Origin of the sequence: Luteimonas sp. MC1750 (assembly GCF_016615955.1) — a bacterium.
Lineage (GTDB): Bacteria > Pseudomonadota > Gammaproteobacteria > Xanthomonadales > Xanthomonadaceae > Luteimonas.
Window position 1 is genome coordinate 790269 of record NZ_CP067113.1, and the last position, 12525, is coordinate 802793.

Here is a 12525-nt window from a genome sequence, read left to right on the forward strand (position 1 = left end):
GCACCATGCGGGAACCGCGGCGTCAGGCCAGCGGATCCATGCCCGGCACGTCATTGCTCGTGCCGGCGGTCTGCGAGACGCCCACGCGCAGCATGTTGTCCACGTCGCGCACGCCCGGGCAGCCTTCCGCCACGTCCTCCGCCAGGCGCTTCATCATCCGGTGCGGCACGGAGCCGGACAGCTTCACCACGCCGTCCTGCACGGTGACGCTGACGCCGCTGGCGTCCAGCGCGTCGTTCTCGGTCAGCGCGTCGCACACGTCCTCGTGGATGCGCGCGTCGTCGCGGCGGTAGCCGCGCGGGCCGATGCCGCGATAGCCATGCACGGACACGCCGGACGGACCGCCGTCGCGCGTGCTGCCTGCCGCGCCTGCCGCGCGGCCGGAATCGAATTCGCTGCGCTTCGCGCCCAGCCAGTCGCGGGCGGCACCGACGCAGCGGCCACCGAGCTTCAGCGCGTCACGCGCGACGTCGCGAAGCTCGTCGGTCGCCTGGCTGGAAGTGGATCGGGTCATGGCATTGCCTCCTGTACGGGTCACGGGCGCGGCGCGCCCGAGGCGACCCAGTCTCCAGAGGTCGATGTTCAAGCCGCGTCACGCCGGGACTGCCGCCCAGGCGCGGCAGGTATCCGTGCCGCGCCGCTCAGTCCATCGGGTAGACGGCGCGGATCGGGCAGCCCGACCGGGCGCCGAGCACCTGCAGGCGGTCCGAACCGGTCATGACGAAGTCCGCCGGGCGACCCGTGGAGGTGACGCGGATATCGTCGCCGGGATTGCCGCAGATCACGCCGATGCCCGGTCCCGAACGGAACGCCACCTCGACCGGGCCGGCGAGATGCGGGCAGGAGCGCACCAGCTCCACGCGGTAGTAGCGGTTCCCGCCCGAGCGGTTGGGATTGACCTCGACCACCAGGCCGCGCGGATCCTCCGACCAGCCGCGCACGTGGCGCGGGCTGAAACAGTAGCTGTGCGAAGCGGCGAAGCCGCGCCGCTCTTCGCCCTTCACCACCACCGTGGCCAGGGTGGTGCTGCCGTCCGCGCCGGTCTGGCTGCCACGGGCATGTCCTGCATATTCGGCCGCGGTGATGGGCGCGACGGCGGCCACCGGGCACAGCGTCTGGTCCACCGCCACGTACTCGTTGCCGGCGCCGCACATCCAGCCGTCCGCGGCCAGCATGCGGGTGCGCGTGTCGCCGTCGATGTCGGGGCAGGGGCCGGCCAGGTCGACGCGGAAGCGGCGGCCGTCGGACTGCAGCAGCGCCAGCGTGCCGGCGTCGGACTGGAACACCTCGCGCACTTCGCGCGCGTCCAGGCAGTGTGGCGCCGGTGGCGTGCGGGCGATCGCCGGCGTCGTGGCGGTGGCGGAGAGGGCGGCCGCGAGGAGCGCGGCAAGGCGTACTGCAGGCATGTGGGTCCGTCCGGCGGGCTTGCCCGTGAAAGTGTACGGGACCAAGATGACGGCGAGAGCCGACAGGAGTGTCCAATGAGCGCACACGCCGTGCAGACCATTTCCGTGCCCGTGGCCGTCGGCGAACTGGCCGACAAGCTGTCGATCCTGCACATCAAGCACGAACGCATCGCCGATCCCGACAAGCGCATGCACGTCGTCATCGAGATGGACGGCCTGCGTCCGATCTGGGAGCGCCTGGTCGCCGCCAACCCGGTCCTCGCCGAGCACTACGACCGCCTGAAGGCCGTCAACGAGCAGATGTGGGACGTGCAGGACGGGCTGCGCGCGCGCGAGGCGTCGAAGACCTTCGACGACGCGTTCATCGCGCTGGCGCGCGCGGTCGCGGTCCGCAATGGCGAGCGGGTGGCAATCAAGAACGGGATCAACCGCCTCGCGGGCTCCGAGTTCATCGAAGAAAAGCAATACCAGGCCGGCTGATGGACGCGCGCATGCCCGCCATCGCGATCCGCGGCGGCGCCGGTTCCGCGGAGGCGCTGCACCTGGAACAGGTCGCGCGGCCGGTGCCGGGCGAGGGCGAGATCCTGCTGCGGGTGCACGCGGCCGGCGTGAACCGCCCCGACATCCTCCAGCGCGAGGGCCGTTATCCCGCGCCGCCCCGCGCACCGGATCGGCTGGGGCTGGAAGTGGCCGGCGAGGTCGTCGTCGGCGCCGGGCGCTGGTCGCCGGGCGATCGCGCCTGCGCGCTGCTGGGCGGTGGCGGATACGCCGGCCATGCGGTGGTCGACGCGCGCCACGCGCTGCCGCTGCCCGCGGGGTTGGACTTCGTGCAGGCCGCGGCGCTGCCGGAAACCGTGTTCACGGTGTATGCCAACGTCTTCCTGCACGGCCGGCTGCAGGCCGGCGAGACCCTGCTGGTGCACGGCGCGACGTCGGGCATCGGCGTGGCGGCGATCCAGATGGCCAAGGCCGCCGGTGCGCGGGTGATCGCGACCAGCCGCGGCGCGGACAAGGCCGCGGCGGCACGCAGGCTCGGCGCCGACATCGCCATCGACAGCAGCGCCGAGGATTTCGGCACCGCCGCGATGGCCGCGGGCGGGATCGACGTGGCGCTCGACATGGTCGGCGCGCCCTACCTCGCGGCGACCCTCGACGCGCTCAACCCGGACGGCCGCATCGTCTACATCGCCGCCCAGGGCGGCGGCCAGCTGCAGTTGCCGCTGGCCACCCTGATGCGCAAGCGCGCGGTCGTCACCGGCTCGCTGCTGCGCCCGCGCAGCGCCGACGAGAAGGCGGCGCTGGCGGCGGAGATCGAGCGCGTGGTCTGGCCCTGGATCGCGTCCGGCCGGGTGCGCGCCATCGTCGACCGCACCTTTCCGCTGGCCGATGCCGCCCAGGCCCACGCCTGGCTGGAAAGCGGTCGCCACGAGGGCAAGGTGGTGCTGCTGCCCTGAGCGGCCGCCCCCATTCAGTCGCCTGTCTCAGATCCCGAGACGGGCGCCTGCCAGCATCGCGCGATGGAGCTCACCGAAAAACTCGCGGTCCTGGCCGATGCCGCCAAGTACGATGCCTCCTGTTCGTCGAGCGGCGGCGCGAAGCGTGACTCCCGCGGCACCGGCGGCATCGGCTCCAACGAGGGCAGCGGCATCTGCCACGCGTACGCGCCGGACGGGCGCTGCATTTCGCTGCTGAAGATCCTGCTGACCAACTTCTGCATCTACGACTGCGCCTACTGCATCAACCGGCGCAGCTCGAACGTGCGCCGCGCGCGCTTCAGCGTCGACGAAGTGGTGCGGCTGACGATGGACTTCTACCGGCGCAACTACATCGAAGGCCTGTTCCTGTCGTCCGGCATCATCCGCTCCAGCGACTACACCATGGAGATGCTGGTCGAGGTCGCGCGCCGGCTGCGGGTGGAGGAGCGCTTCCGCGGCTACATCCACCTGAAGACGATTCCCGACGCGTCGCCAGAGCTGCTTTCGGCCGCCGGGCGCTGGGCCGATCGCCTCAGCATCAACGTCGAGCTGCCCACCGAGGGCGGGCTGAAAGCGCTCGCACCGGAGAAGGACGCGCAGGACATCCGCCGTTCGATGGGCCGGCTGCGCCTGGGTATCGACGAGGCCAAGGCCGAGAAGAAGGCGCCGCGCTTCGCGCCCGCGGGGCAGAGCACGCAGATGATCGTCGGCGCCGATCCCGCCAGCGACCGCGACGTGCTGGAAACCAGCAGCACGCTGTACGCGAGCTATGGGCTCAAGCGCGTGTACTTTTCCGCCTTCAGCCCGATCCCCGACGCCTCGCGCGCGCTGCCGCTGCGGCCGCCGCCGCTGATGCGCGAACACCGGCTCTACCAGGCCGACTGGCTGATGCGCTTCTATGGCTTCGACGTGGGCGAGATCGCGCCGGCCGGCAACGACGGCATGCTCGACCTCGACATCGACCCGAAGCTGGCCTGGGCGCTGCGCCACCGCGAGCAGTTCCCGGTCGACCTGGACAGTGCGCCGCGCGAGATGCTGCTGCGCGTGCCCGGGCTCGGGGTGAAGACCGTGCGCCGTCTGCTGGCGATGCGCCGCCATCGCCACCTGCGCTATGCCGACCTGGTGAAGCTGGGAGTGTCGGTGTCGAAGGTCGCGCCCTTCGTGGCGACGCTCGACCATCGCCCGCGATCCGACGTCGACGGCGCGGTGCTGCGCGCGGCCGTCGCGCCGCCGCCGAAGCAGCCGGACCTGTTCGGACACTGATGCGCCGGGTGGAGCTGTCCGACGGCGCCGACCTCGCGCAGTGGCGCGAGGCGGCACGCGCGCTGCTGGCCGATGGCGTGCCGCCCGACCAGGTGCTGTGGCCGGGTGGCGCGCAGGACGACCTGCTCGGCGCGGGCGCGGACATGTTCGAGCGAAGCGTTCCCGCACAGCCCGGCGTCGCTGTCGCGCGTCGCCGCGTGGCTTCGGAGCCGCGGGTGCCGCGCGAATTCCTCGAGCTTGCCGGCCTCGTCCTCGCCCACGCCGACCCGCGCCGCCACGCGCTGCTCTATCGGCTGCTGTGGCGCATCGCCCACGGCGAGCGCGCGCTGCTGGCGATGGTCACCGACGACGACGTGGCCTGGGCACGGCACGCGGCCAAGGCGGTCAGCCGCGAGAAGCACAAGATGAAGGCCTTCGTGCGCTTCCGCGAAGTGGCGGACGGGCAGGGCGCCGTGTACGTGGCCTGGTTCGAGCCGGAGCACGACGTGCTGCCGCAGGTCGCGCCGTTCTTCGTGCGCCGCTTCGCCGGCATGCGCTGGTCGATCCTGACGCCGGCGCGCAGCGCGCACTGGGACGGGGCGACCCTGCACCTGGGCGACGGCGCGCGCCGCGGCGACGCGCCCGCGGGCGATGGGCTGGAAGACCTCTGGCGGGTGTACTACGCGAACATCTTCAACCCGGCGCGCCTGAAGGTGGGTGCGATGGTCAAGGAGATGCCGGTGCGCTACTGGAAGAACATGCCGGAGGCCGCGCTGATCCCGGCCCTGGTGCGTGATGCCGGCACGCGCATGCAGGCGATGGTGGACGCGGCGCCCACGGTGCCGCAGAAGATCTTTCCCGCGCCGCTGGAGACGCCGGGCACCCGCCGCGCGGACGCGGCCCGCCTGCGGGAACGCGGCGTGCCCGCCATGCCGGGCACGCCGCGCGAGCCAGGCGGGAGCCGTCCCGCCGACGTCGCGCCCGCACTGCCGGCGCTGCAGGCCGCCGTCTCCGCCTGCCGCGCGTGCCCGCTGTGGCAGCCCGCCACCCAGGCCGTGCCCGGCGAGGGTCCTGCCGACGCCCGGATCATGGTCGTCGGCGAGCAGCCAGGCGACCGCGAGGATCTTGTGGGCCGCCCCTTCGTCGGACCGGCCGGCCAACTGCTCGACCGCGCGCTGGCCGAGGCCGGCATCGCGCGCGACGCGCTGTACCTCACCAACGCGGTGAAGCACTTCAAGTTCCGGCCGACCGGAAAGCGCCGGCTGCATGTCCGCGCGGACGCCGCGGAGCAGACCGCCTGCCGTCCCTGGCTCGAGGCCGAGCTGGCCGCCGTGCGTCCGCGGATGGTGCTCTGCCTCGGTGCGACGGCCGCTCAGGCGATGCTGGGGCGCGGCTTCGCGCTGCTGTCGGGGCGCGGGCGCTGGTACCGGCTGGAGGATGGCCTGCAGGTGCTGCCGACCGTGCACCCCTCGTGGCTGCTGCGCCTGTCCGATGCGGAGCGCGCCGCCGCCTGGCCCGGCTTCATCGCCGACGTTCGCCTGCTCCAGACCGCGGCCACGCTAGCCTGAGCCACTGGTTCGGACAAGGAGACTTCCATGGGTCTGCTGGTCGATGGCACCTGGCGCGACACCTGGTACGACACCTCCGGCGACGGCGAATTCAAGCGCGAGGAGGCGACGTTCCGCGACTGGCTGAGCGCCGACGGCCGCGCCGGACCCGATGGCCAGCGCTGCCATCGCGCCGAAGCCGGCCGCTACCGGCTCTACGTCAGCTACGCCTGCCCCTGGGCGCACCGCACCCTGGTCGTGCGCGTGCTGAAGGGGCTCGAGGACCTGGTGCCGGTCTCGGTGGTGCACTGGAGGATGCTCGAGCACGGCTGGACCTTCGAGGACGGCCCGGGGGTGACCGGCGATCCGGTGATGGCCGCGCAGTACCTGCACCAGCTGTACACCCGCGCGCGCCCGGGCATGTCGGGTCGCGTGACCGTTCCGCTGCTGTGGGACCAGGCCACGGACACGATCGTCAGCAACGAGTCCTCGGACATCATCCGCATGTTCAACACCGCCTACGACGCGCTGGGCGCGAAACCGGGCGACTACTGCCCGGAGGCGCTGCGCGCGGACATCGATGCGGTCAATGCCCGCGTCTATCGCGACGTCAACAACGGCGTGTACCGCGCCGGCTTCGCGACCACGCAGGCCGCCTATGAAGATGCGGTGCGGCCGCTGTTCGAGACCCTGGAGTGGCTCGAGCAGCGCCTGTCCGGGCGCGAGTGGCTGGTGGGCGACCGCCTCACCGAGGCCGACATCCGCCTCTTCACCACCCTGGTGCGTTTCGACGCGGTGTACCACGGCCACTTCAAGTGCAACCTGACGCGCGTCGCCGACCATCCCGCGCTCGCGGCCTTCACCGCCAGGATGATGGCGCTGCCCGGCGTGGCCACAACCGTGCACTTCGACCACATCAAGCGTCATTACTACGAGAGCCACCGCACCATCAATCCGACCGGCATCGTGCCGCTGGGGCCGCTGCAGCCGTTCTGAGCGGTGCGTTGAACGGACTTTTAACGGCGACGGGGGCCAGCATGGCGGGACCGCCCACAAGGAGAGGCCCATGGCTGCCCGCGACGACACGCGATCCACCGGTTCCACGATGAGCACCGGTGCGCCCGCGCCCAGCGACCGCAACTCGCTCACCATCGGCGCCGATGGCCCGATCGTCCTGCACGACGTGCACTTCCTCGAGCAGATGGCGCACTTCAACCGCGAGAAGGTGCCCGAGCGCCAGCCGCATGCGAAGGGGGCCGGTGCCTTCGGTGTGTTCGAGACCAGCGAGGACGTGTCGAAGTACACGAAGGCGGCACTGTTCCAGCCGGGTGCGAAGACCGACCTGCTGCTGCGCTTCTCCACGGTCGCCGGCGAGATGGGCAGCCCCGACACCTGGCGCGACGTGCGTGGCTTTTCGCTGAAGTTCTATACCAGCGAAGGCAACTACGACCTGGTGGGCAACAACACCCCGGTGTTCTTCGTGCGCGACCCGATGAAGTTCCCGCACTTCATCCGCAGCCAGAAGCGCCTGCCCGACTCGGGGCTGCGCGACAACCACATGCAGTGGGACTTCTGGTCGAGCAACCCGGAGAGCGCCCACCAGGTGACCTATCTGATGGGCCCGCGCGGCCTGCCGCGGACCTGGCGCAACATGAACGGCTACGGCTCGCACACCTACATGTGGATCAACGCTGCCGGCGAGCGCTTCTTCGTGAAGTACCACTTCCATACGCGGCAGGGCATGGAATTCTTCAGCAACGCCGAGGCCATGGAGATGGCCGGGCGCGATGCCGACTTCCACCGCCGCGACCTGTTCGACGCCATCGCGCGCGGCGAGCACCCGGAGTGGGTGCTGTCGGTGCAGGTCATGCCCTACGAGGAGGCCAAGGGCTATCGCTTCAATCCGTTCGACCTGACCAAGGTCTGGCCGCATGGCGACTATCCGCTGATCCGGGTCGGCACGCTGCGGCTGGACCGCAACCCGGAGAACTTCTTCGCCCAGATCGAACAGGCGGCGTTCTCGCCGGGCAACACCGTGCCGGGCATCGGCCTGTCGCCGGACAAGATGCTGCTGGGCCGCGCGTTCGCCTACAACGACGCCCAGCGCAACCGCATCGGCACCAACTTCCACCAGCTGCCGGTCAACCAGCCGAAGGTGCCCGTCAACACCTACCAGTTCGATGGCCAGATGGCCTACCACCACAGCGGCGCCGCGCCGGTGCACGCGCCCAACAGCGGCGGTCGTCCCTGGGCGGATGCGACGGGCAGGATGGAGGACGGCTGGGAAGCGGACGGGCAGATGGTGCGCAGCGCCTACACGCTGCGCGCCGACGACGACGATTTCAGCCAGCCCGGCACCCTGGTACGCGAAGTGTTCAACGAGGCCGAACGCAGCGCGCTGGTCGAAACCGTGTCCGGCTCGTTGCTGGGCGGCGTGCGCAGCCCGGTGCTGGAGCGCGCGCTGGACTACTGGAACTCGATCGATCCCGACGTCGGCCAGCGCATCGCCGAGAAGGTGCGCAGCGGCGGCGCCGCCGAACCCGCGGCGGGGATGAGCGAAGCCTGAGGCACGCAAGGCACCGCCGGGCCGCGGCCTCCGCACCGCGGATACGACGACGCCCCCGTCTCCGGGGGCGTCGCCTCGTTTCGTGCCCGGCAGCAATTCATGCCGGGCGGCAGTGTCGAGCGCTTAGCGCTGGTCGCGACGCTGGCCGTCCTGGCCCTGCTGCTGGCCTTGGGTGCCCTGCTGGTTCTGGCTGCGCTGTCCCTGCTCCTGCTGGTTCTGCTGCTGCCCCTGGGTGCGCTGTCCCTGCTGACCCTGTTCTCCTTGCTGGCCCTGACCCTGCTGGCCCTGACCCTGCTGGCCCTGGCCCTGCTGGCGCTGCTGTTGGCCCTGCTGGCCCTGGCCCTGCTGGTTCTGCTGGTTGCGTTCGTTTTCGTTCTGCTGGTTGGCCATGATCGTCTGCTCCGCTGGGGGAATGTCGCCGGATCCGCGACAGGCCCAGATAGCGCCACGCGCCATGAGGTGAGCGTGACCCGCGCACGCGGGTGCCTGAAAAACTTTCAGGACGGGTCAGGCCCGACCCGTTCACGCTGCGCCGCCCGGGCGCGAGACACGGGCTTAACCGCACGCTGGCTATCTTCCGGTGCAGGTGCCGTGTCAACCGCGTGGAGCCCCTGATCAATGCAGCCAACGGTCTTCATCCTCGACGACGATCCTGCATTCACCCGTGCCCTCTCGCAGCTTGCCTGCACCGAGGGCTACCAGGTTCAGGTCGCGCACACGCTGGGCGAGGCCCACGAGCTGCTCGGTCGGCATCGCGCCGACCTGCTGATCCTCGATCTCGATCTCCCCGATGGCAGCGGGCTCGGCCTGCTCGAGGAGCTCGACATGTCGCAGCATGGCCAGGTCGCCATCGTGACCGGCAATCCGACACTGGACACTGCACGTCGTGCAGTGGGCTCGCCGGTGGTCGAGTACCTGCTCAAGCCGGTCCGCGTCGAGCAGCTCGAGTCGCTGCTGCGGCGGACGATGCTGCGCCACTGGCCCGAACCGCCGGCCGAGGCCAGATCGATCCTGGATCGCCTGGTCGGCAAGTCGCCGGCGATGCGCGAGGTCATGGACACCGTTTTCCGGATCGCCTCGAGCGATGCCCCGGTCCTGTTGATCGGCGAGAGCGGAACCGGCAAGGAGCGCGTCGCGCGAGCGGTGCATGAGGTGAGCGGACGCCAGGGCCGGTTCGTCGCGCTGGGATGCGACAGCCTTCCCGATGAAGGCCTGGGCCACGAGCTCTTCGGCAGCGTGTCCGATCCGGACGCGCGCCGGGACAACCACGCCGGGATCTTCGAACAGGCCGCGGGCGGCACGGTGTTCCTCGATCGCGTGACCGAGCTTCCGTCGTACCTGCAGGCGCAGCTGCTGCGTTTCATCGACAGTGGCGAAGTGAAGCGCATCGGCGCCGACGATGGCGTACCCGCGGACGTGCGGCTCGTCTTCTCGACGACCATCGATCCCGCGGAGCGTATCGCCGAGGGCGGTTTCCGCGAGGACCTGTACTACGCCATCAGCGACTTCCGCCTCTGCCTGCCGCCGCTGCGCGAGCGCGGCGACGACGTCGTCCTGTTGGCCGGAGTGTTCATCCGTCGCCTCAACGAGCACTACGGGCAGGCCAAGCGCCTCGCCCCGGGCGCCGAGCGCGAGCTGCTCGAGCACGACTGGCCGGGCAATATCCGCGAGCTCCGCGGCGCCGTGCAGCGCGCCTACCTGCTGCAGCGTGGTGACCAGCTGCGCGTGCAGCCGCAGCCCCTGGTGCGCTGCGTGCCGCGTGTTTCCGGCGGCGCGTCCCTGTCGTTCGCCGTGGGCGACACGCTTGCCGAGCTCGAGCGGCGCGCCGTCCTCGCCACGCTTGAACACTTCGACAACGACAAGACCGCGGCCGCCAAGGCCCTCGGTGTCAGCGTCCGCACGATCTACAACCACTTGGCGCGCATCTCGGGCAAGGATCCGGTCGACCCGGATCCGCGCAAGGCGGCCTGAACCCACGTGGCAGCGGTGGCTGCGCCCGGACGGCTCACTCGTCCTTCGTCGTGGGCTGCGGTCCGGACAGCAACTCGACTCCACGCTCGCAGGCTGCCTGGGTATCCACGAGCAGGGCCTCCGCGCGCTCCACGTCGCCTTGCGCGAGCAGCCGCCGGGCCACGACCACCGAGAGCAGCGCGCTATTGACCGCGTTGCGGAGGTCGTGTTCCCACGTCCCGGATCGCACACCTGCTGGGTCCCGGTCATCCACGCCCGCATCATGCCCCCGCGTCAACGTGGGCCATGCACAAGGACTTCACGCGCGCGTCCCGAAGGTGAGCGCCGACTTTGGCCAGCCCTGTCCCGGAGGACAGTCCATGAGTGGATCTCCCCTGGCGCAGCGCCGCATCCTGGTGGTGGAGGACGAGGCCCTGCTGGCCGAGCTGCTGTGCGAAGAGTTGGCGGCCGTGGGCGCGTTGGTCGTTGGCCCGGCAGGAACGGTGCAGCACGCGCTGGAGATGATCGCGGCCGAAGCCCGGCTGGACGCCGCGATCCTCGACGTCAATCTCGCCGGCGACTCGTCGGAGCCCGTCGCGGTCCAGCTTGCGGCGCTGGACGTCCCGGTGCTGCTCACCACCGGCTACGACGCGGCGGCCTTGCCGCCCGCCCTGGTGCATCTGCCCCGATGGCGGAAGCCATCGACGTTCGAAGCACTGGTTGAAAAGCTCGCCCGGTTGCTTGGATCGGCGTGAAGCCTTCTTCACCTCCCGGTGTTAGGGTCTCCGGCTTCCGAGCGGGGGGGCACGGATGAACCGGCCACACGAATCACTGGACAACGACGCCGCGGGCATGGCGCTGCTGCTGCGCAGCTTGGTCGATTACGCGATCTACATGCTCGATGCGGATGGCTATGTCCGCAGCTGGAACACCGGTGGCGAACAGATCAAGGGTTACAGCGCCAGCGAGATCGTCGGCCAGCACTTCTCGCGCTTCTATACGCCCGAGGACGTGGCGCTCGGGCTGCCGGAAGAAGGCCTGGCGGCGGCGCGCGACGCCGGCCGCTTCGAGGCCGAGGGCTGGCGCGTGCGCAAGGATGGCAGCCGCTTCCGCGCCAGCGTGGTGATCGATCCGGTGTACGAATCCGGCCGCCTGGTCGGATTCGCCAAGGTGACCCGCGACATCACCGAGCGCTACCACGCCGAACAGGCGCTGGAGCAGGCGCGCGAAGCCCTGCTCGAATCGCGGAAGATGGAGTCGGTCGGCAAGCTCACCCTCGGGCTGGCGCACGACTTCAACAACCTCATCACGATCATCGTCAACAGCCTGGAACTGATCGAGGGCCGTCCGACGGCCGATGCGCGCACGCGCATGCTGGCCGAGACCGCGCTGCAGGCCTGCGACCGCGGCGCGCTGCTGACGCGCCAGCTGCTGTCGTTCGGCCGCGGCCAGGCCCTGGCGCCGGAGCTGTGCGACATCAACCAGTTGCTGGAGGACTCGATGGATCTTTACCGACGCGCCTGCGCGGGCTCGGTGCAGGTTGAACTGGAGCCCGCTGCGGGACTGCCACCGGTCTGGGTGGACCATGCGCAGTTCGAGGCGGCCATCCTCAACCTCGTGGCCAACAGCCGCGACGCGATGCCGGATGGCGGCTGCATCCGGATCGGCACGCGTGCGCTGCAGACGCGCGACCCGGCGGCGGTGGGCGACAGCGAGCGCCTTCACGTGTGCGTGGAGGTGACCGACGATGGCCAGGGCATCGCGCCCGACATCCAGCCACATGTCTTCGAGCCGTTCTTCACCACCAAGGAAGTCGGCAAGGGCAGCGGACTGGGGCTGAGCCAGGTGTTCGGCTTCGCCGCGCAGTCGGGCGGCTATGCCGAGCTGCACAGCCAGGTCGGGCAGGGCACCCGCGTGCGGATCTGCCTGCCGGTCGGCGAGGAGGCGGCATGAGCGCGGGCAAGCGGCTGCTGCTGGTCGAGGACGAGCGTTCGCTGCTGATGCTGGTCGGCGATGCCCTGGAGGACACCGGATTCGACGTGGTGCCGGCCCACGATGGCGTCCAGGCGATGGCGCGGCTGCAGGACGAGGGCGGCTTCGACTACGTGGTCTCCGATATCAGCATGCCCGGCGGCATCTCCGGCTTCGACATCGCCGAGCACGTGCTCGCTTCCGAGTCGCAGGCCCGCATCGTGCTGGTATCGGGGCTCGCGCGCGGGCAGCTGCCCCCGCTGCCGGCCGGCGTGACCTTCCTGCCCAAGCCGTACCGGATCTCGCAGCTGCTGGACGTGCTCGGCTAGCGGATCGGCCTGCCGACCGATCCCGCGCGGCACCCGGCG

14 protein-coding genes are annotated in these 12525 nt (G+C 70.6%); 11 read left to right on the plus strand and 3 right to left on the minus strand.

What is annotated here, in order from left to right; genetic code table 11:
• Positions 1 to 22: 22 nt before the first annotated feature.
• Both JGR68_RS03730 and JGR68_RS03735 read right to left on the minus strand, forming a co-directional pair.
• Positions 23 to 514 carry a BON domain-containing protein gene (locus JGR68_RS03730; RefSeq protein WP_199360686.1) on the minus strand — a complete coding sequence of 164 codons (492 nt, stop codon included), beginning with the start codon at positions 512 to 514 and terminating at the stop codon, positions 23 to 25.
• A gap of 127 nt (positions 515 to 641) precedes the next feature.
• Complete coding sequence (locus JGR68_RS03735) at positions 642 to 1406, minus strand: hypothetical protein (RefSeq protein WP_199360688.1); 765 nt, start codon at positions 1404 to 1406, stop codon at positions 642 to 644.
• A 75-nt stretch (positions 1407 to 1481) separates the two neighbouring features.
• On the opposite strand from JGR68_RS03735, the gene JGR68_RS03740 reads away from it, so the two are divergent.
• The 8 genes from JGR68_RS03740 to JGR68_RS03775 all read left to right on the plus strand — a co-directional run bounded on the left by JGR68_RS03740 (position 1482) and on the right by JGR68_RS03775 (position 10207).
• Positions 1482 to 1886, plus strand: coding sequence for a DUF6165 family protein (locus JGR68_RS03740; protein WP_199360690.1), 405 nt, complete (start codon positions 1482 to 1484; stop codon positions 1884 to 1886).
• Entirely contained in the window at positions 1883 to 2860 is a 978-nt protein-coding gene (locus JGR68_RS03745; RefSeq protein WP_199360910.1) for an NAD(P)H-quinone oxidoreductase, read from the plus strand. The genes JGR68_RS03740 and JGR68_RS03745 overlap by 4 nt, the downstream gene beginning before the upstream one ends.
• A gap of 63 nt (positions 2861 to 2923) precedes the next feature.
• The gene (locus JGR68_RS03750; RefSeq protein ID WP_199360692.1) at positions 2924 to 4144 is read left to right on the plus strand and encodes a putative DNA modification/repair radical SAM protein; all 1221 of its coding nucleotides are present in this window, start codon (positions 2924 to 2926) and stop codon (positions 4142 to 4144) included.
• Entirely contained in the window at positions 4144 to 5691 is a 1548-nt protein-coding gene (locus tag JGR68_RS03755; protein WP_199360695.1) for a UdgX family uracil-DNA binding protein, read from the plus strand. Before JGR68_RS03750 ends, JGR68_RS03755 begins: the two co-directional genes overlap by 1 nt.
• A 27-nt stretch (positions 5692 to 5718) precedes the next feature.
• Positions 5719 to 6666 carry a glutathione S-transferase family protein gene (locus JGR68_RS03760; RefSeq protein WP_199360697.1) on the plus strand — a complete coding sequence of 316 codons (948 nt, stop codon included), beginning with the start codon at positions 5719 to 5721 and terminating at the stop codon, positions 6664 to 6666.
• 70 nt (positions 6667 to 6736) lie between these two features.
• On the plus strand, positions 6737 to 8236 hold the full coding sequence (locus tag JGR68_RS03765) for a catalase (protein WP_199360699.1): 1500 nt from the start codon (positions 6737 to 6739) through the stop codon (positions 8234 to 8236).
• Positions 8237 to 8335: 99 nt separating this feature from the next.
• Entirely contained in the window at positions 8336 to 8851 is a 516-nt protein-coding gene (locus JGR68_RS03770) for a hypothetical protein (RefSeq protein WP_199360701.1), read from the plus strand.
• A 3-nt stretch (positions 8852 to 8854) separates the two neighbouring features.
• The gene (locus JGR68_RS03775; RefSeq protein WP_199360703.1) at positions 8855 to 10207 is read left to right on the plus strand and encodes a sigma-54 dependent transcriptional regulator; all 1353 of its coding nucleotides are present in this window, start codon (positions 8855 to 8857) and stop codon (positions 10205 to 10207) included.
• Positions 10208 to 10241: 34 nt separating this feature from the next.
• Here JGR68_RS03775 and JGR68_RS03780 read toward each other — a convergent pair whose 3' ends face one another.
• Entirely contained in the window at positions 10242 to 10460 is a 219-nt protein-coding gene (locus tag JGR68_RS03780; protein WP_199360706.1) for a hypothetical protein, read from the minus strand.
• A gap of 106 nt (positions 10461 to 10566) precedes the next feature.
• Between JGR68_RS03780 and JGR68_RS03785 the strand changes: the two genes are divergently transcribed.
• Genes JGR68_RS03785 through JGR68_RS03795 form a run of 3 tightly spaced genes read left to right on the plus strand, consistent with a single transcriptional unit; the run spans position 10567 to position 12486 of the window.
• Entirely contained in the window at positions 10567 to 10941 is a 375-nt protein-coding gene (locus tag JGR68_RS03785; RefSeq protein WP_199360708.1) for a response regulator, read from the plus strand.
• A 55-nt stretch (positions 10942 to 10996) separates the two neighbouring features.
• Positions 10997 to 12139 carry a PAS domain-containing sensor histidine kinase gene (locus JGR68_RS03790; protein WP_199360710.1) on the plus strand — a complete coding sequence of 381 codons (1143 nt, stop codon included), beginning with the start codon at positions 10997 to 10999 and terminating at the stop codon, positions 12137 to 12139.
• Positions 12136 to 12486, plus strand: a complete 351-nt coding sequence (locus JGR68_RS03795; protein ID WP_199360712.1) for a response regulator — start codon at positions 12136 to 12138, stop codon at positions 12484 to 12486. Before JGR68_RS03790 ends, JGR68_RS03795 begins: the two co-directional genes overlap by 4 nt.
• The last annotated feature ends 39 nt before the right edge of the window (positions 12487 to 12525 follow it).

What these genes read in the sequence shown, in the direction of transcription:
- JGR68_RS03775 (WP_199360703.1), top strand. Translation starts at nt 8,855, where the DNA reads ATGCAGCCAACGGTCTTCATCCTCGACGACGATCCTGCATTCACCCGT.
- JGR68_RS03795 (WP_199360712.1), top strand. Translation starts at nt 12,136, where the DNA reads ATGAGCGCGGGCAAGCGGCTGCTGCTGGTCGAGGACGAGCGTTCGCTG.
- JGR68_RS03770 (WP_199360701.1), top strand. Translation starts at nt 8,336, where the DNA reads ATGCCGGGCGGCAGTGTCGAGCGCTTAGCGCTGGTCGCGACGCTGGCC.
- JGR68_RS03760 (WP_199360697.1), top strand. Translation starts at nt 5,719, where the DNA reads ATGGGTCTGCTGGTCGATGGCACCTGGCGCGACACCTGGTACGACACC.
- JGR68_RS03755 (WP_199360695.1), top strand. Translation starts at nt 4,144, where the DNA reads ATGCGCCGGGTGGAGCTGTCCGACGGCGCCGACCTCGCGCAGTGGCGC.
- JGR68_RS03750 (WP_199360692.1), top strand. Translation starts at nt 2,924, where the DNA reads ATGGAGCTCACCGAAAAACTCGCGGTCCTGGCCGATGCCGCCAAGTAC.
- JGR68_RS03765 (WP_199360699.1), top strand. Translation starts at nt 6,737, where the DNA reads ATGGCTGCCCGCGACGACACGCGATCCACCGGTTCCACGATGAGCACC.
- JGR68_RS03785 (WP_199360708.1), top strand. Translation starts at nt 10,567, where the DNA reads ATGAGTGGATCTCCCCTGGCGCAGCGCCGCATCCTGGTGGTGGAGGAC.
- JGR68_RS03740 (WP_199360690.1), top strand. Translation starts at nt 1,482, where the DNA reads ATGAGCGCACACGCCGTGCAGACCATTTCCGTGCCCGTGGCCGTCGGC.
- JGR68_RS03735 (WP_199360688.1), bottom strand. Translation starts at nt 1,406, where the DNA reads ATGCCTGCAGTACGCCTTGCCGCGCTCCTCGCGGCCGCCCTCTCCGCC.
- JGR68_RS03790 (WP_199360710.1), top strand. Translation starts at nt 10,997, where the DNA reads ATGAACCGGCCACACGAATCACTGGACAACGACGCCGCGGGCATGGCG.
- JGR68_RS03730 (WP_199360686.1), bottom strand. Translation starts at nt 514, where the DNA reads ATGACCCGATCCACTTCCAGCCAGGCGACCGACGAGCTTCGCGACGTC.